Origin of the sequence: Aeromonas sp. ASNIH8 (genome assembly GCF_002919855.1) — a bacterium.
Classification (GTDB): Bacteria; Pseudomonadota; Gammaproteobacteria; order Enterobacterales; family Aeromonadaceae; genus Aeromonas; species Aeromonas caviae.
This window is the reverse complement of the sequence record NZ_PQLN01000031.1, coordinates 1-15,281: the sequence shown is the minus strand read 5'-3', so window position 1 is coordinate 15,281 and position 15,281 is coordinate 1. Positions and strand designations below refer to the sequence as shown.

Genomic DNA, 15,281 nt, shown 5'->3' with positions numbered 1-15,281 from the left:
CATGTCGTTGTCTGTCAAAACGGGGCTGGGCCTGCTCCTGCTGGTGGTGCTGTTTGCCCTGCTGGGCCCCGTGCTCTGGCCCGATCCGGCGGCTCAGGATCTGGCACAGTTTCTGGCTGATCCCTCCTGGCAGGAGCCCCTCGGGCGGGATCAGATGGGGCGCAGCCTGATGGCGCGCCTCGCGGCGGCGACCCGGCTCTCCCTGCTGCTGGGACTGCTGTGCGTCATCACGGCGGCGCTGCTGGGGTCATTGCTGGGCTGGCTCTCGGCCTGGCGCGGCGGCTGGGTCGACGGTCTGCTGCGCAGCCTGGCCGACGGCGTGCTGGCCCTGCCAGGCCTGTTGCTGGTGCTGCTCTTCTCCGCCATGGCCCAGGGTGGCTTTGCCATCCTCTATCTCGGGTTGGCCATGGCCCAGTGGGTGGAGTATTACCGGGTGGTGCGTGCCCGCAGCCGGGGGCTGCTCGCCTCACCCCAGGTGGAGGCGTCCCGTCTGCTGGGATTCGGCCATGCCCATGTGGTGCGGCGCCATCTCTGGCCCGAGCTCGCCCCCCAGTTGCTCACCATGATGGCCTTCGGCCTAGCGGGTGCCATTCTAACCCTCTCTACCCTGGGCTTTGTCGGAGTGGGCATTCAGCCGCCAACGCCCGAGCTGGGGCTGATGATGACGGAGGCGCTGCCCCACTATCAGGAGGCTCCCCGTCTGCTACTGGCCCCCATTCTTGTCATGGGGCTGATGTTGCTGGCCCTGGTGCTGCTTCATCAGACGCGCGGCCTTGACATGCCATCTTCACAAGGAGCCACCTCATGACGGCCATTCATATCAAGGGGTTGCAGGTCGATGATGGCCAGAAAACCCTGTTGCAGGCGCTGGATTTCACCATTCATCCCGGCACCGCCCTGACCCTGATCGGGGAGAGCGGTTCGGGCAAATCCCTGTTGGCTCATGCCCTGATGGGGACGTTGCCAGCCCCCCTGACAGGCCGGGGCGAGATGGTGTCGGGTGGCCGCCATCACAACCTGGCCGAGACGCCTCGCCTGCGTACTCTCTGGGGGCGGGAGCTGGCGATGCTACCTCAGGAGCCGGTGCTGGCGCTGGATCCCACCATGGGGTTGCTTGCCCAGGTGGAGGAGGGGTGGCTGCCAGGGGGCAAGGAGGCCAGATCGCGGGCCCGCGCCGCCCTCGAGCGGCTTGGACTGGCCGGGCGGGAGGGCGCCTTTGTACACCAGCTCTCGGGAGGCATGGCCCAGCGTGCGGCCTTTGCCGCCGCCACCCTGGGGGAGGCCCGTCTGCTGGTGGCCGACGAGCCCACCAAGGGGCTCGACAGCCGGGCCGCAGCCAGGCTGGGTGCCTTGTTGCTGGGCTACCTGGCCCGTGGACGCCATCTGCTGACCATCACCCATGATCTCTCCCTGGCTCGCGCATTGGGGGGTTGGGTGCTGGTGGTCAAGGGAGGAGAGATCGTGGAGCAGGGGCCCGCCGAGCGTGTGCTGCACACGCCATCCCATGCCTATACCCGGGCTCTGCTGGCGGCGGAGCCCTCCGCCTGGCCCGAGGCGGTCGTCCCTCCCACCGGTGACTGGCTCATCCGCGGGAAGGGGCTTGCCATGGGATATGGGGATCAACCCCTGTTCACGGGGCTCGACCTTGCCCTGGCGCAAGGGGAGCGAATGGCCATCATGGCGCCGAGCGGCGCGGGCAAGAGCACCCTCGGCAACGTGCTGCTGGGTCTGCAACGCCCCCTGCAAGGGGAGGTGCTGCGCCGGGAAGGGATAGCCCCCTGCCGCTGGCAGAAGCTCTATCAGGATCCGGTGCAGGCCTTTGCCAGCCGGGTGCGCCTCGCCACCCAGTTCGATGATGTGCTGCGTCTGCACAGGCTGCCTCGCCATCGGCTTGTCGACTATCTGGCCCGGTTGGGGCTGGATGAACGGCTGCTGACGCGCCTGCCAAACCAGGTCTCGGGAGGGGAGCTGCAGCGGCTGTCGCTTATCCTGGCCCTGCTGCTGCGCCCCGTGCTGCTGTTCGCCGATGAGCCCACGTCCCGGCTCGATCCCCTGAGCCAGCAACAGACCATCGCCTGTCTGCTGGAGGAACTGGGAGAGATAGGCTGCGCCCTGCTGCTGGTGACCCATGACGAGGGGCTGGCCGGCAAGGTTGCCCCTCGTTGTCTGAGACTGGGGGAGGTAGGTTCCCTCATGTTCGAAGGCGCGTCGGCCGAGGTGAGAAGAGTAGGGTAAAGAGGGGACAGGATGAATCCTTCCCCCATGATGAGATGACAGTGACGGGGCCTTGGGCCCCGTCGCATTAGAAAAACTTGGGTAAGCAGATTATAAAGTTTCGTTCGTTTTTTTTTGATATGAATCACTAAAATTGTCGTAAGCCAGAGAGCGTCCTGCTGCTGGCGGGTGCGGGTCCTCCGCCTTGTTCCTCTTCAACGACCTTTGTCAGACACCTCCTGCAGACCCCTGCCCGGAGGGTGGCGGCTTTTTGATCTTTTTCGGACGAGATATGTATCGGCACAGTTTCTATCCCCTGTTTTTCCTGACCATTCTGATGGTCGCCGTGGGTCAGATGACCCAGACCCTCTATGTGCCCTCCATTCCCATGATGGCGGGGGACTTTCATGTGGCCTCCGGTCAGTTGCAGGCGGTGATGGCCTGCTACCTCATCCCTTACGGCCTCTCCCAGTTCGTCTACGGTCCCCTGTCGGATCGCATCGGTCGTCGCCCCATGCTGCTCATCGGCATGATGGTGTTCCTGGCCGGCACCCTGGTCATCCAGCTCATCCCGCACTTCGCGGCCCTGCTGGCGGGCAGCTTCATCCAGGGGCTGGGCACCGGCGCCGGGGGGGCCATGAGCCGGACCGTGATGCGCGACCGCTACAGCGGCGCCGAGCTCAACCGGGCCAACAGCCTGGTGAGCATGGGGGTCATCTTCTCCCCCCTGCTGGCGCCTGTGCTGGGCGGCTGGCTCACCGAGCTGTTCAACTGGCGTGCCGGCTACTGGTTCCTGTTCGGTTTCGGCACCCTGACCACGCTTGCGCTGCTGGCCTGGTTTGGCGAGACGCTGCCAGCATCCGCCCGCCAGCAGCCGCTGCGGGTCGGCGCGGCCTATCGCCACGTGCTCGGCAACCCGCGCTTCCAGGGCAACCTGCTCTGTCTGATGGCCACCTTTGCCGGCCTCGCGGTGTTCGAGGCGGCGGCCGGAGTGTTGCTGGGGGACGTGCTCAAGCTGAGTGCCCGCACCGTCAGCGTGCTGTTCGTGCTGCCGCTGCCCGGTTATCTGTTCGGCGCCTGGCTCTCCGCCAGACTGAGTTTTCGCCTGAGCCAGGGCAAGCTGATGCGCCTTGGCATCGCCTTCCTGGCCCTGGGGTCGCTCATCATCCTGGTACCCGGGCTGCTCGGCATGGTGAGCGCTGCCTCCCTGGTGGGCGGGGCTGCGGTCTACTTCATTGGCAGCGGCATTCTCTATCCGACCGTCACCTCCTGTGCCATCGAACCCTTCCCGGGCCAGGCGGGCACCGCAGGAGCCGTGCTCGGGGGCATGCAGAATCTGGGGGCTGGCGTGGTAACCCTGCTGGCCGCCAGCTTCCCGATGACGGGGCAGGTGACCCTGGGGGCCATCATGACGGTGATGGTGCTGATCGTGGCCTTGAGCTTTGTGTGGCTGCGCCACCACGGTGCGCCCCACGAGCAGATGGCCGTCTGACACGGCCAAGAGCCCGCCCCGTTGGCGGGCTTTTTACTGCCTCCTGCCGGGTGGCGAGACGCCGCAGGCGAGTGGAAGGGGATTGCCGCGCAGGCAAAGAAAAAGCCCGTCGTGATGACGGGCTTTTTTGGGTAGGTACCCCGGAGATGCCGTTGCCGGTTTGGGCCCTTGAACCGTCGGTTCAAGGCGGAGATCTAATCTGGCCGCAGGCTTCTCGGTCGGGCCGAGCATGCTCAATAGCCAGAAGGCAGACCCCCTGTTTGGTATGAATATCGGCTCGGGGACTTGAACCGGCTGACAAACACTCCAGGGAATTTCAAAACTCGGTGCGATTAGGGCTGTTGCGCCTCTTCGCTGGATTCACCGTATTGTCCGTGCTCGATCAAGGCGGCTTCGATGGTGCGTTGCAGCATTTTGATCCGCTTGTCCATGGTCTCAGAGTATTGGTGGTTTTTCTCTTTTTCAAGGCAGAGCTCATGACAGAAATTGAGCGCTGCCATGACGGCCAGCTGTTCGTTGCTGGAGACCTTGGAACGTTGACGAAGCTCGATGAGCTTGTCGGTCAGCTGGTCGGCGGCCTGGCGCAGGGCATCTTGTTGTCCCAGGGGACAGGACACCTTGTAGGGACGTCCCAGAATGACGATTTCTACGGCCTCTATGCTCATGCCTTCCTCAATACGGCGGGGCTGATTTCCGCCTTTATCCACGTGGACAACTGGGCGGGACTATATAGCGCAGATGCAGAAGTTTCAAGGCCTTGCTGGCTCTGGCAGGGGGAGAATGCTAGGATCTCGGCCATAAATTCTGCATATTTGCCTGAACTTTGAGCGGATCCTAGATGAGCAAAACAAACCCCCTGAAATACGCCGCCGTGGCGGACCTGATGGCACAGCACGACCTCATGGCGACGGCCGTCGAGGCCCATGGCGTGCTCTGCGGCCTGGTGTGCGGTGGCGTGGCCCTGGACGACAAAAGCTGGCAGCCCCATTTCAATGATCTGATCAACGACGGTTTCGGTCTGCCGGCACCGGTGCGCCAGGTGATGACCGACCTCTATCACGAGGTGATCGAGAGCCTGATGGCACAAAAGGGCGTCGAGCTGCTGCTGCCAAGCGACGAGGCGCCGCTCGATGAGCGCATCGACTCGCTGGTGGACTGGTCCCAGGCCTTTCTGGCCGGCTTTGGCGTGGTCCAACAGGAGCTCTCCAAGGCATCCGAAGAGCTGCAGGAGATGATTCAGGACATCGCCAGCATCACCCAGGTCTCTGCCGAGTTCGATCAGGAAGATGAAGAGAACGAAACCTCCTTCCTGGTGCTCTACGAACACGTGCGCCTCGGGGTCATGATGGCGTTCGAGGAGTTTGGCAAGCGCCCGGCCGCGCCGAGCACGCCGCCGACCCTGCACTGATCTGCCCGCCCAGCGGGTCAATGAAAGAGCGCATCACGGCGCTCTTTCTGTTTTACAAGGGGTGAGAGCAGGGGAGGTACTCTGCTAACCCATGGTGCCAAAGCGGTTTTTTGCCTGTGGCTTCGCATCCCGTCCGCCACCTTTGTGGTAGGATTGGCCCACGTTTTTTCGCCTATGCCCTCTTCTCATGTCTCAATCTGATCTGGTTCACGTCGACGTGGCTATCGTCGGCGGTGGTATGAGCGGTGCCGTGCTGGCCCTCTCCCTTGCCGCCCTGAAAGGACAGGATGGTGCCCCCCTGCAGATCCTGCTGCTGGAGGCCAGTGCGCCCGAGCTCAATGCTCATCCCGGTTTCGATGCCCGTGCCATCGCGCTTTCCGCCGGTACCTGCGAGGCGCTGGCCCGTCACGGCCTCTGGCCGCACCTGGTACCCCACTGCTCCCCCATCACCCATATCCATGTGTCGGATCGGGGCCACTGTGGCCAGACCCGGCTGTCGGCGGCGGAGTATGGTCTACCCGCCCTCGGTCAGGTGATCGAGCTGTCGGCGGCGGGCATCGTGCTGCAAGAGGCGATTGCCGCCTGCCCGCAGATCCGTATGTTGTGCCCGGCCAGGCTTGAGGCCATCGACCCCGACGAGGCGGGAGTGACGCTCGCCCTGGAGGGCGGCGCGCGCTACCGCACCCGGCTGCTGGTGGCGGCCGACGGGGGCCACTCCTTCGTGCGCCAGCATTTCAAGATGCCGGTCAGTCGCCACGATTATGGCCAGAGCGCCATCATCGCCACCGTCAAGACCGCCGAGGATCCCGCCGGGCGGGCCTTCGAGCGCTTCACCGATGGAGGGCCGCTGGCCCTGCTGCCCATGCAGGACGGCCTCTCTTCTCTGGTGTGGAGCGTGCCGCGGGACGAGGCACAGGGGTTGCTTGCACTGGATGACGCCGCCTTTCTCGCCCGTCTGCAGCAGGCTTTTGGCTGGCGCCTCGGGCGCATCGAGCGTACCGGCGTGCGCCACCTCTATCCGCTGGTGCTGACGGTGGCCGACTACCCGCTGGCCCAGCGCACCGTGCTGGTGGGTAACGCCGCCCACCTGCTGCACCCCATCGCCGGTCAGGGGTTCAACCTCGGCATGCGGGATCTGGACGTGCTGACCCGGACCCTGGCCCGTGCGCTCGCTGCGGGGGAAGACATCGGCGGCTTTGAGGTGCTAAGCGGCTACTGGCAGCAGCGGCGGGACGATCAGGCCCAGACCGTCTGGCTCACGTCCTCCCTGGCCCAGCTCTTCTCAAACCATCACGCTCCCCTGGTGGTGGGCCGCAATCTGGCGCTCTCCCTGATGGGCAGAGTGCCCTGGCTCAAGGCACCGCTCGCCTCCCGCACCCTGGGATTCGTGGACGAGGTGTGCGGCCAATAAGCGCTGTCGCCCCGGCGGCAAAGACGATTTCGAGCAAGAGGCACGCCTGTGGGCGTCGCCTCGCAGATCCTGGCGACCCGCCCGGAAAGGACACAAGAGAATGCAGATGCAAGATGTGGATGTGGTGATCGTGGGGGGGGGCATGGTGGGCCTGGGGCTCGCTGCCGCCCTCAAGAACCGGGCGATCACGGTGGCCATCGTGGAAGGCCGGCTGCCCGATGCAACGCTCGGTGAGACGCCGGACAACAGGGTCAGTGCCCTGAGCCTCGCGAGTCAGCACATCCTGCAAGGGGTCGGCGTCTGGGACGGCATAGTGGCGCGCCGCCTGCAGCCCTACGAGAAGATGCAGGTGTGGGAGCAGGACAGTTTCGGCCACATCGATTTCGATGCCGCCAGCCTGCGTCAGGGGGCTCTTGGCCACATCGTCGAGAACCGGGTGATCCAGCTTGCGCTGCTGGACGCCATCGCGGGGGCCAGCAATATCCAGATGCTGACCCCGGCCCGGGCCACCAGCCTGCAGTGCGGGCCAGCGGGCGCCCTGCTGCTGCTGGAAGATGGCCAGGCCCTCTCGACCAAGCTGGTGGTGGCCGCCGACGGCGCCCACTCCTGGGTGCGCCGTCAGGCAGACATTCCCCTCACCAGCTGGGATTACGGTCATCACGCCCTGGTGGCGACGGTGCGTTGTGCCGAGCTCCATGAGACGGTGGCGCGCCAGATCTTCACCCCCCAGGGGCCGCTCGCCTTCCTGCCCCTGTGGCAGCCCGACCTCTGCTCCATCGTGTGGTCTGTGCCCGCGGCCCACGCCGAGGCGCTCTGCGCCCTGGATGACGACGGCTTCAACCGCCAGCTCACCGCCGCCTTTGATGGGCGCCTCGGGCTGTGCAAGGTGGAGGGGGCTCGCAGCGCCATTCCGCTCACCGCCCGCTACGCCCGCGACTTTGCCCGCGAGCGCCTGGTGCTGGTGGGGGATGCGGCCCACACCATCCACCCGCTGGCGGGGCAGGGGGTGAATCTGGGCTTGCTGGATGCCGCCGCCCTGGCGGAGCAGATCCTCATTCATCACGGCAAGGGCGCGGACATCGGCCTGCTCGCCAACCTGCGGGGCTACGAGCGCTGGCGCAAGAGCGAGGCGGCGCGCATGCTGGCGGCCATGGAGGGGCTCAAGCGACTGTTTGCGGGCAGCAACCCCCTCAAGAAGCTGGTGCGCGGGGTGGGGCTTCGCGCCGTCGACGGTCTTGCTCCCCTCAAGCAGGGCATAATCCGGGCCGCCATGGGGCTGGATGGGGAGCTGCCCACCCTGGCCAAAGGTGAAAAAATCTAATATTACCCCGGGGTTTTAACAAAAAAACTAATCTGACAGGGCGAGATGCCCCTTCGGGGTGTCAGCCTTTAATGTTGGCGAGAAGCGAAACGTTTTTCTGTAAATTGTGACGGGACGGTAAAAATCAACATTAAATCCCGCAGTGGCGCGGTTTTGGCTGTTTTTATCACTGTTTTTGCCTTAGTGTCTGGTGTCAGTGAGTTGGGTGAGGATTAGTTTTTTTTGAGCGGTGCCCCGGCACGCTTGTCATATAATCCGCTCCGTTCAAGGAATCACTCCTGCCCGCCCGGGCGGGAACGAGCACAGAGCTTGTGGTCCGTAGTTCCCGACGAGCCGGGGCGGATTGCGAGTGTTGTCGCGAACGCTTAAGGAAACACAGCGATGATCCAGACTACTGTATTGCATCCGAAACACCTGGAAGCGGGTGCCAAGATGGTGGACTTCCACGGTTGGGAGATGCCCATCAACTACGGTTCCCAGTTGGAAGAGCACCATGTGGTGCGCACCGATGCAGGCATGTTCGATGTCTCCCACATGACCATCGTCGATTTGACCGGCGAGCGGGTCAAAGCCTTCCTGCAACACCTGCTGGCCAACGACGTGGCCAAACTCACCGTCCCCGGCAAGGCCCTCTACAGCGGCATGCTCAATCCGGAAGGCGGCGTCATCGATGACCTCATCACCTACTTCCTGACCGATACCTTCTACCGCCTGGTGGTGAACTCCGCCACCCGCGAGAAGGATCTGGCCTGGATCCGCCATCACGCCATCGACTTTGCCGTGAGCGTGACCGAGCGCCCCGAGCTTGCCATGATCGCGGTGCAGGGCCCCCACGCCAAGGCCAAGGCGGCCAAGGTGTTCACCCCCGAGCAGAATGCGGCGGTCGAAGGGATGAAGCCCTTCTTCGGTGTGCAGGCCGGGGATCTCTTCATCGCCACCACCGGCTACACCGGCGAAGATGGCTACGAGATCGTGGTCCCCCAAGAGAAGGCGTGCGATCTGTGGCAGGCCCTGCTGGACAACGGCGTGGCCCCTTGTGGCCTGGGTGCCCGTGATACCCTGCGCCTGGAAGCGGGCATGAACCTCTACGGTCAGGACATGGACGAGTCAATCTCTCCGCTCGCCGCCAACATGGCCTGGACCCTGGCCTGGGAGCCTGCCTCCCGCCAATTCATCGGCCGCGCCGCCCTGGAAGCCCAGAAGGCCGCAGGCAACCAGCCCAAGCTGGTGGGTCTGGTGATGGAAGAAAAGGGCGTGCTGCGTGCCGGCATGCCGGTCACCTTCACCAGCGAGAGCGGCGAGACACGGGAAGGGGTGATCACCTCCGGCTCCTTCTCGCCCACCCTGGGTTACAGCATTGCCCTGGCGCGGGTGCCCCGTGATATCGGCGAACAGGCCCAGGTGGAGATCCGCAAGAAGCAGGTCACCGTGAAAGTCACCAAGCCGGCCTTCGTGCGCAACGGCCAGCCGTTGGTGTAATCATTGATTGCGGTGAGGGTTGACCTTCGCCGCCCCATTTTTGTTGAAGCGATCCAAGAGCATAAAGGAAGCACAAATGAGCCATATCCCGAGCGAACTGAAATATGCCACCTCCCACGAGTGGGTCCGTGTTGAAGCCAACGGCGAAGCCGTGGTCGGCATCACCGAGCACGCCCAGGATCTGCTGGGGGACATGGTGTTCGTCGATCTGCCGGAAGTGGGCAAGCAGGTGAGCGCCGGTGAAGATTGCGCCGTGGCGGAGTCCGTCAAGGCCGCCTCCGACATCTACAGCCCGGTGAGCGGCGAGATCCTGGCCGTCAACGAAGAGCTGGAAGGCAGCCCCGAGCTGGTCAACTCCGACCCCTACGGCGCCGGCTGGCTGTTCCGCATCAAGCTGGACGACGCGGGCGAGCTCGCCAACCTGCTGGATGCCGAAGGCTACCAGAACGTGGTGGACGAAGAGTAATGCCCCCGGGCCCTGCCAACACAGCAGGGCCCTCTTGTATGACTGCCATCCTGCGGCCATGGCGGTTGCAGGAAGGGCGCAGCCTTTGCGCCTTCGGGATGCCCTTGCCGCATTCCCCGTCTGCCCGCGGCGGACACAGAACATGAGTGGAGCCGGTATCGACCGGCTACAGGAACATCAGGTCTTGGTTGTCAGGATGTCATGCCAGGACCTATTACCAGGAAATAGGGAAATGACCCAGTCACTGTTTGAACTCGAGCAAAAAACCGATTTCATCCGCCGTCACATCGGCCCGGGTGAGGAAGAACTGCGGGCCCTGCTCGCCACCGTGGGGGCCGAGAGCCTGGACGATCTGATTGAGCAGACGGTCCCCGCTGCCATCCGTCGTCCGGGGCCGCTTGGTATCGGCGCCCCCATGACCGAAGTGGAGGCCCTGGCCAAGCTAAAGGGTTATGCGGCCAAGAACCAGATCGCCAAGAGCTACATCGGCATGGGCTACCATGACACCCACGTGCCCCACGTCATCCTGCGCAACGTGCTGGAAAACCCGGGCTGGTACACCGCCTACACCCCCTATCAGCCCGAGCTGGCCCAGGGCCGTCTCGAAGCCCTGCTCAACTTCCAGCAGCTCACCCTGGATCTCACCGGCATGGATCTGGCGAGCGCCTCCCTGCTCGATGAAGCCACCGCCGCCGCCGAAGCCATGGCGCTGGCCAAGCGCATGGCCAAATCCAAATCCAACCTCTTCTTCGTGGCCGACGACGTTCACCCCCAGGTGATCGACGTGGTCAAGGAGCGCGCGGTCCACTTCGGTTTCGATGTGGTGGTCGGCCCTGCGGGCGAGGCCGTGAGCGAAGAGGTATTCGGTGCCATGTTCCAGTACCCGGGCACTACCGGCAATGTGACCGATCTGCGTTCCCTCATTGCCGCCGTCCAGGCCCAGAAGGGGCTGGCCTGCGTCGGGACCGACATGCTCTCCCTGCTGCTGCTCAAATCCCCGGGTGAACTGGGTGCCGACGTGGTGTTCGGCAGTGCCCAGCGCTTCGGTGTGCCCATGGGTTACGGTGGCCCCCACGCCGCCTTCTTCGCCACCCGCGACGCCTACAAGCGCTCCATGCCGGGTCGCATCATCGGCGTCTCCAAGGATGCCCGTGGCAAGAGCGCCCTGCGCATGGCCATGCAGACCCGCGAGCAGCATATCCGCCGCGAGAAGGCCAACTCCAACATCTGTACTGCCCAGGTGCTGCTGGCCAACATGGCGAGCTTCTACGCCGTTTACCACGGGCCGGTGGGGCTGAAAACCATCGCCTCCCGCGTGCACCGTCTGACCACCATCCTGGCGCTCGGCCTTACCGCCAAGGGCGTGGCCCTCAAGCACGGAAGCTGGTTCGATACCCTCACTGTACTGACGTCGGACAAGGCTGCACTCATTGCCAAGGCCGAAGGGCTCGGCATCAACCTGCGTGCGGATCTCGATGGTGCGGTCGGTGTGTCCCTCTCTGAAACCACCACCCGAGGCGATGTGGCCGAGCTGTTCGATCTGTTCCTTGGGGCGGGTCACGGCCTCGATGTGGAGGCCCTCGACCAGGCCGCCCAGACGCATCAGGCGATCCCGCAGGATCTGCTGCGCACCGACGCCGTGCTGACTCACGAGGTATTCAACAAGTACCACTCCGAGACCGAGATGCTGCGCTACATCCACCGTCTCGAAGCGAAAGATCTGGCCCTGAACTACGCCATGATCTCGCTCGGCTCCTGCACCATGAAGCTCAACGCCACCGCCGAGATGATCCCGGTGACCTGGCCCGAATTCGGCAAGCTGCACCCCTTCGCGCCGCTCAAGCAGACCCAGGGCTACCAGCTGCTGCTGGCAGATCTGGAAGACTGGCTGGTGAAGGTGACCGGCTACGATGCGGTCTGCATGCAGCCCAACTCCGGCGCGCAGGGGGAATACGCGGGCCTGCTCGCCATCAAGAAGTACCACGAGTCCCGCGGCGAGGGGCATCGCGATGTGTGCCTCATCCCGGCCTCTGCCCACGGCACCAACCCGGCCTCCGCCCAGATGGCGGGCCTCAAGGTCATCGTCACCGCCTGTGACAAGGCAGGCAACGTGGATCTGGACGACCTGCGCGCCAAGGCCGCCGAGGTCGGAGACCAGCTCTCCTGCCTGATGGTGACCTACCCCTCCACCCACGGGGTGTACGAGGAGACCATCAAGGAGGTGTGCGACATCGTTCACCAGTATGGTGGTCAGGTGTACCTCGACGGCGCCAACATGAACGCGCAGGTCGGGCTGACGGCACCAGGCTTTATCGGCGCGGACGTCTCTCACCTCAACCTGCACAAGACCTTCGCCATTCCCCATGGCGGTGGCGGTCCGGGCATGGGCCCCATCGGCGTGAAGAAACACCTGGCACCGTTTGTGGCCGGTCACGCCGTGGTCAAGACCGACAAGGAGAGCCGTGACAACGGCGCCGTGTCTGCCGCTCCGTTCGGTTCGGCCAGCATTTTGCCCATCAGCTGGATGTACATCGCCATGCTGGGGGACGAGGGGCTCAAGAAATCCACCCAGGTCGCCATCCTCAACGCCAACTACCTGGCCAAGAAGCTCGGCGAGTCCTTCCCCGTGCTCTATACAGGTCGCAACGGCCGGGTGGCCCACGAGTGCATCCTGGACATCCGCCCGCTCAAAGAAGCCAGTGGCATCAGCGAGATGGACGTGGCCAAGCGCCTGATGGACTACGGCTTCCACGCGCCGACCATGAGCTTCCCGGTAGCGGGCACCCTGATGGTCGAGCCGACCGAATCCGAATCCAAGCGCGAGCTGGATCGCTTCGTGGAAGCCATGACCGCCATCCGTGCCGAGATTGCCCGGGTGCAGGACGGTCACTGGAGCCTTGCCGACAACCCCCTGGTCCATGCGCCGCACACCCAGGACGACGTGATGGATGCAGAGTGGAACCGTGGCTACAGCCGCGCCGAGGCGGTCTTCCCGTCCGACGCCGTGCGCGCCAGCAAGCTGTGGCCGTCGGTCAACCGCATCGACGACGTCTATGGCGATCGCAACCTGTTCTGCTCCTGTATCCCGACTGAGGATTACGCCAAGTAAGTGGCGTTTTGATCACGGCCATTTAAGTTGGAAACAGTGACATTGAAGTTGGAAACCGACCATTTAAGTTGGAAACTCAAAGGCCCTGCAACAGCAGGGCCTTTTTATTTTTGTGGTGATTATCTGTAATTAAATTACAAAAATGATCTCGGTTAGTGAGCTCGGACATTTAAGCTGGAAACTGAAAGACCCTGCATCGCAGAGTCTTTCTATTTGCGCGGTGCATGAATTGCGCAACAGCCGGGCGTTGATTGGGCAATATCAGTGGCGTGACCCGCGTCGATGGTCCGCTCGCCGTTGGATCTTTATAGCGATCATAACGATAGAGGCAAAATGCGAGCGGGCACGCTTGACGCACCTGCGCCAGTTGCGACAGACTGCCGCCGCATCATCGGCGATAACGCGATATGTTGTGAACGTGCCGCCGCTTGCCACCCTCAGTGTCGGGCCTCTCCCGCGCGGCCTGCTGGCTTGAACGATGAATACTGCATCCCGCTCAAGCATCCGCGCTTTCCCGTTTATCCGGCTACTGCCCAAGGAATTGTGACTTATGACTACCTCGATAAACCAGGACGATATCAACAAGGCCCTCTGGTCTGCCTGCGACACCTTCCGGGGCACTGTCAGCCCTGATACCTATAAAGATTTCGTGCTCACCATGCTGTTCCTGAAATACATCTCCGATGTCTGGCAGGATCACTACGATGGCTACAGGGCCGAATATGGTGATGAGCCGGAGCTCATTGAAGAGATGCTCAAAAACGAGCGCTTCGTGCTGCCCAAACAGGCCAGTTTCTACAGCCTGTTCGAGCGTCGCTTTGAACCGGGCAACGGCGAGCGGATCGATCAGGCGCTGCACGCCATCGAAGAGGCCAACGGCACCAAGCTCAAAGACGCGGGCAAGAGCGTGTTTCAGGACATCAGCTTCAACACCGACCGCCTCGGCGAAGAGAAGCAGAAGAACACCATACTGCGCCATTTGATGGAAGACTTTGCCAAGGATGAGCTCAACCTCAAACCGAGTCGGGTTGGCACCCTGGATGTGATCGGCAACGCCTACGAGTATCTCATCAAGAACTTCGCCGCCAGCGGCGGCCAGAAGGCGGGGGAGTTCTATACCCCGCCCGAAGTTTCCGATCTCATTGCCGAGCTGCTGGAGCCGATACCGGGCGACACCATCTGCGATCCGGCCTGTGGCTCGGGGTCACTCTTGATGAAGTGCGGCCGCAAGGTGGTGGCAAACCATGGCGAGAAACACTACGCCCTCTACGGTCAAGAGGCTATTGGCTCCACCTGGTCGCTGGCCAAGATGAACATGTTCCTGCACGGGGAAGACAACCACAAGATCGAGTGGGGCGACACCATCCGCAACCCCAAGCTACTGGATAAAAACGGCGACCTGATGCGCTTCGATATCGTGACCGCCAACCCGCCCTTTTCGCTGGATAAATGGGGTTATGAGGAAGCGGGGAACGATAAGTTCGGTCGCTTCAAGCGCGGGCTGCCGCCCAAAACCAAGGGGGATTACGCCTTTATCCTCCATATGATTGAAACCCTTAAGCCCAAGACTGGCCGCATGGGGGTAGTGGTGCCCCACGGCGTGCTGTTCCGGGGTTCCAGCGAGGGCAAGATCCGTCAGCAGCTGATCGACGAGAACCTGCTCGATGCGGTGATCGGCCTGCCAGAGAAGCTCTTCTATGGCACCGGCATCCCCGCCGCCATCCTGATCTTTAAAAAGCAGAAGGTGGATGACAATGTGCTGTTTATCGATGCTAGCCGCGAGTTCAAGGCGGGTAAAAACCAGAACCTGTTAAGCGCGGACAATATCGCCAAGATTGTCGCTACCTATCGCAACGGCGGCAATGTCGATAAATACGCCTACCTTGCCTCGCTCAAAGAGATCAAGGAGAACGACTACAACCTCAATATCCCCCGCTATGTGGATACCTTCGAAGAAGAGGAGGAGATCGATCTGCTGGCGGTGCGGGCCGAGCGCGAACAACTGAAAACCCAGCTGGCCGAGCTGGAAATCGAGATGGCCAACTATCTGGAGGAGCTGGGATATTATTCACAAGGTGGCTTGCAATGAAACATCCTGCTGATTGGAGCTACAAACGGTTAGAAGATGTAGTTTCTAGAAAAAAGTATGCGATGGTTGATGGCCCTTTTGGTAGTAACCTGAAGTCAGAACACTACAAATCTGAAGGTGTGCCTGTTCTGCAAAGTGGATTTGTCACATCAGGAAAATTCTCAGCCTGTCTCTTGATCAGATCTTGATCCCCTGTGCCATCAAATCCTTGGCGGCAAGAAAGCCATCCAGTTTACTTTGCAGGGCTTCCCAGCCTTCCCAGAGGGCGCCCCAGCTGGCAATTCCGGTTCGC

12 protein-coding genes and 1 other RNA gene are annotated in these 15,281 nt (G+C 62.7%); 11 read left to right on the top strand and 2 right to left on the bottom strand.

The window, feature by feature from the left end; all coding sequences use genetic code 11:
- The first annotated feature begins 1 nt into the window (after position 1).
- The 3 genes from C3418_RS10260 to emrD all read left to right on the top strand — a co-directional run bounded on the left by C3418_RS10260 (position 2) and on the right by emrD (position 3,706).
- A complete protein-coding gene (locus C3418_RS10260; protein WP_010675089.1) occupies positions 2-808 on the top strand; it encodes an ABC transporter permease in 807 nt (268 codons plus the stop codon).
- Positions 805-2,235: an ATP-binding cassette domain-containing protein gene (locus tag C3418_RS10255; protein ID WP_103858432.1), complete on the top strand. Its 1,431-nt coding sequence runs from the start codon at positions 805-807 to the stop codon at positions 2,233-2,235. The genes C3418_RS10260 and C3418_RS10255 overlap by 4 nt, the downstream gene beginning before the upstream one ends.
- A 271-nt stretch (positions 2,236-2,506) precedes the next feature.
- Positions 2,507-3,706 (top strand): multidrug efflux MFS transporter EmrD, encoded by a 1,200-nt coding sequence (emrD, locus tag C3418_RS10250; protein ID WP_103858431.1) that lies wholly within the window; start codon positions 2,507-2,509, stop codon positions 3,704-3,706.
- Positions 3,707-3,839: 133 nt separating this feature from the next.
- On the opposite strand, the gene ssrS is transcribed toward emrD, so the two are convergent.
- A non-coding RNA gene (gene ssrS / locus C3418_RS10245) (6S RNA) lies at positions 3,840-4,022 on the bottom strand.
- 16 nt (positions 4,023-4,038) lie between these two features.
- Positions 4,039-4,371, bottom strand: coding sequence for a cell division protein ZapA (gene zapA / locus C3418_RS10240; protein WP_010675086.1), 333 nt, complete (start codon positions 4,369-4,371; stop codon positions 4,039-4,041).
- A 173-nt stretch (positions 4,372-4,544) separates the two neighbouring features.
- Here zapA and C3418_RS10235 point away from each other — a divergent pair, with 173 nt between their 5' ends.
- The 8 genes from C3418_RS10235 to C3418_RS24045 all read left to right on the top strand — a co-directional run bounded on the left by C3418_RS10235 (position 4,545) and on the right by C3418_RS24045 (position 15,177).
- Entirely contained in the window at positions 4,545-5,114 is a 570-nt protein-coding gene (locus C3418_RS10235) for a UPF0149 family protein (RefSeq protein WP_103858430.1), read from the top strand.
- A gap of 187 nt (positions 5,115-5,301) precedes the next feature.
- Positions 5,302-6,525 (top strand): 2-octaprenyl-6-methoxyphenyl hydroxylase, encoded by a 1,224-nt coding sequence (gene ubiH / locus C3418_RS10230; protein ID WP_103858429.1) that lies wholly within the window; start codon positions 5,302-5,304, stop codon positions 6,523-6,525.
- Positions 6,526-6,625: 100 nt separating this feature from the next.
- Positions 6,626-7,846, top strand: coding sequence for an FAD-dependent 2-octaprenylphenol hydroxylase (locus tag C3418_RS10225; RefSeq protein ID WP_181023084.1), 1,221 nt, complete (start codon positions 6,626-6,628; stop codon positions 7,844-7,846).
- 381 nt (positions 7,847-8,227) lie between these two features.
- Entirely contained in the window at positions 8,228-9,325 is a 1,098-nt protein-coding gene (gcvT, locus tag C3418_RS10220) for a glycine cleavage system aminomethyltransferase GcvT (RefSeq protein ID WP_010675082.1), read from the top strand.
- A 76-nt stretch (positions 9,326-9,401) separates the two neighbouring features.
- Complete coding sequence (gcvH, locus tag C3418_RS10215) at positions 9,402-9,791, top strand: glycine cleavage system protein GcvH (RefSeq protein WP_010675081.1); 390 nt, start codon at positions 9,402-9,404, stop codon at positions 9,789-9,791.
- A gap of 232 nt (positions 9,792-10,023) precedes the next feature.
- The gene (gene gcvP, locus C3418_RS10210) at positions 10,024-12,900 is read left to right on the top strand and encodes an aminomethyl-transferring glycine dehydrogenase (RefSeq protein WP_103858428.1); all 2,877 of its coding nucleotides are present in this window, start codon (positions 10,024-10,026) and stop codon (positions 12,898-12,900) included.
- 550 nt (positions 12,901-13,450) lie between these two features.
- Positions 13,451-14,989, top strand: coding sequence for a type I restriction-modification system subunit M (locus C3418_RS10205; RefSeq protein WP_103261347.1), 1,539 nt, complete (start codon positions 13,451-13,453; stop codon positions 14,987-14,989).
- Positions 14,986-15,177, top strand: a complete 192-nt coding sequence (locus C3418_RS24045) for a hypothetical protein (protein ID WP_146054102.1) — start codon at positions 14,986-14,988, stop codon at positions 15,175-15,177. The genes C3418_RS10205 and C3418_RS24045 overlap by 4 nt, the downstream gene beginning before the upstream one ends.
- Positions 15,178-15,281 lie beyond the last annotated feature (104 nt).

Bases quoted from the DNA above. Each gene is read 5' to 3' on its own strand.
- gcvP (WP_103858428.1), top strand. From the start codon at position 10,024: ATGACCCAGTCACTGTTTGAACTCGAGCAAAAAACCGATTTCATCCGC.
- gcvT (WP_010675082.1), top strand. From the start codon at position 8,228: ATGATCCAGACTACTGTATTGCATCCGAAACACCTGGAAGCGGGTGCC.
- C3418_RS10255 (WP_103858432.1), top strand. From the start codon at position 805: ATGACGGCCATTCATATCAAGGGGTTGCAGGTCGATGATGGCCAGAAA.
- emrD (WP_103858431.1), top strand. From the start codon at position 2,507: ATGTATCGGCACAGTTTCTATCCCCTGTTTTTCCTGACCATTCTGATG.
- C3418_RS10205 (WP_103261347.1), top strand. From the start codon at position 13,451: ATGACTACCTCGATAAACCAGGACGATATCAACAAGGCCCTCTGGTCT.
- gcvH (WP_010675081.1), top strand. From the start codon at position 9,402: ATGAGCCATATCCCGAGCGAACTGAAATATGCCACCTCCCACGAGTGG.
- C3418_RS10235 (WP_103858430.1), top strand. From the start codon at position 4,545: ATGAGCAAAACAAACCCCCTGAAATACGCCGCCGTGGCGGACCTGATG.
- C3418_RS24045 (WP_146054102.1), top strand. From the start codon at position 14,986: ATGAAACATCCTGCTGATTGGAGCTACAAACGGTTAGAAGATGTAGTT.
- ubiH (WP_103858429.1), top strand. From the start codon at position 5,302: ATGTCTCAATCTGATCTGGTTCACGTCGACGTGGCTATCGTCGGCGGT.
- zapA (WP_010675086.1), bottom strand. From the start codon at position 4,371: ATGAGCATAGAGGCCGTAGAAATCGTCATTCTGGGACGTCCCTACAAG.
- C3418_RS10225 (WP_181023084.1), top strand. From the start codon at position 6,626: ATGCAGATGCAAGATGTGGATGTGGTGATCGTGGGGGGGGGCATGGTG.
- C3418_RS10260 (WP_010675089.1), top strand. From the start codon at position 2: ATGTCGTTGTCTGTCAAAACGGGGCTGGGCCTGCTCCTGCTGGTGGTG.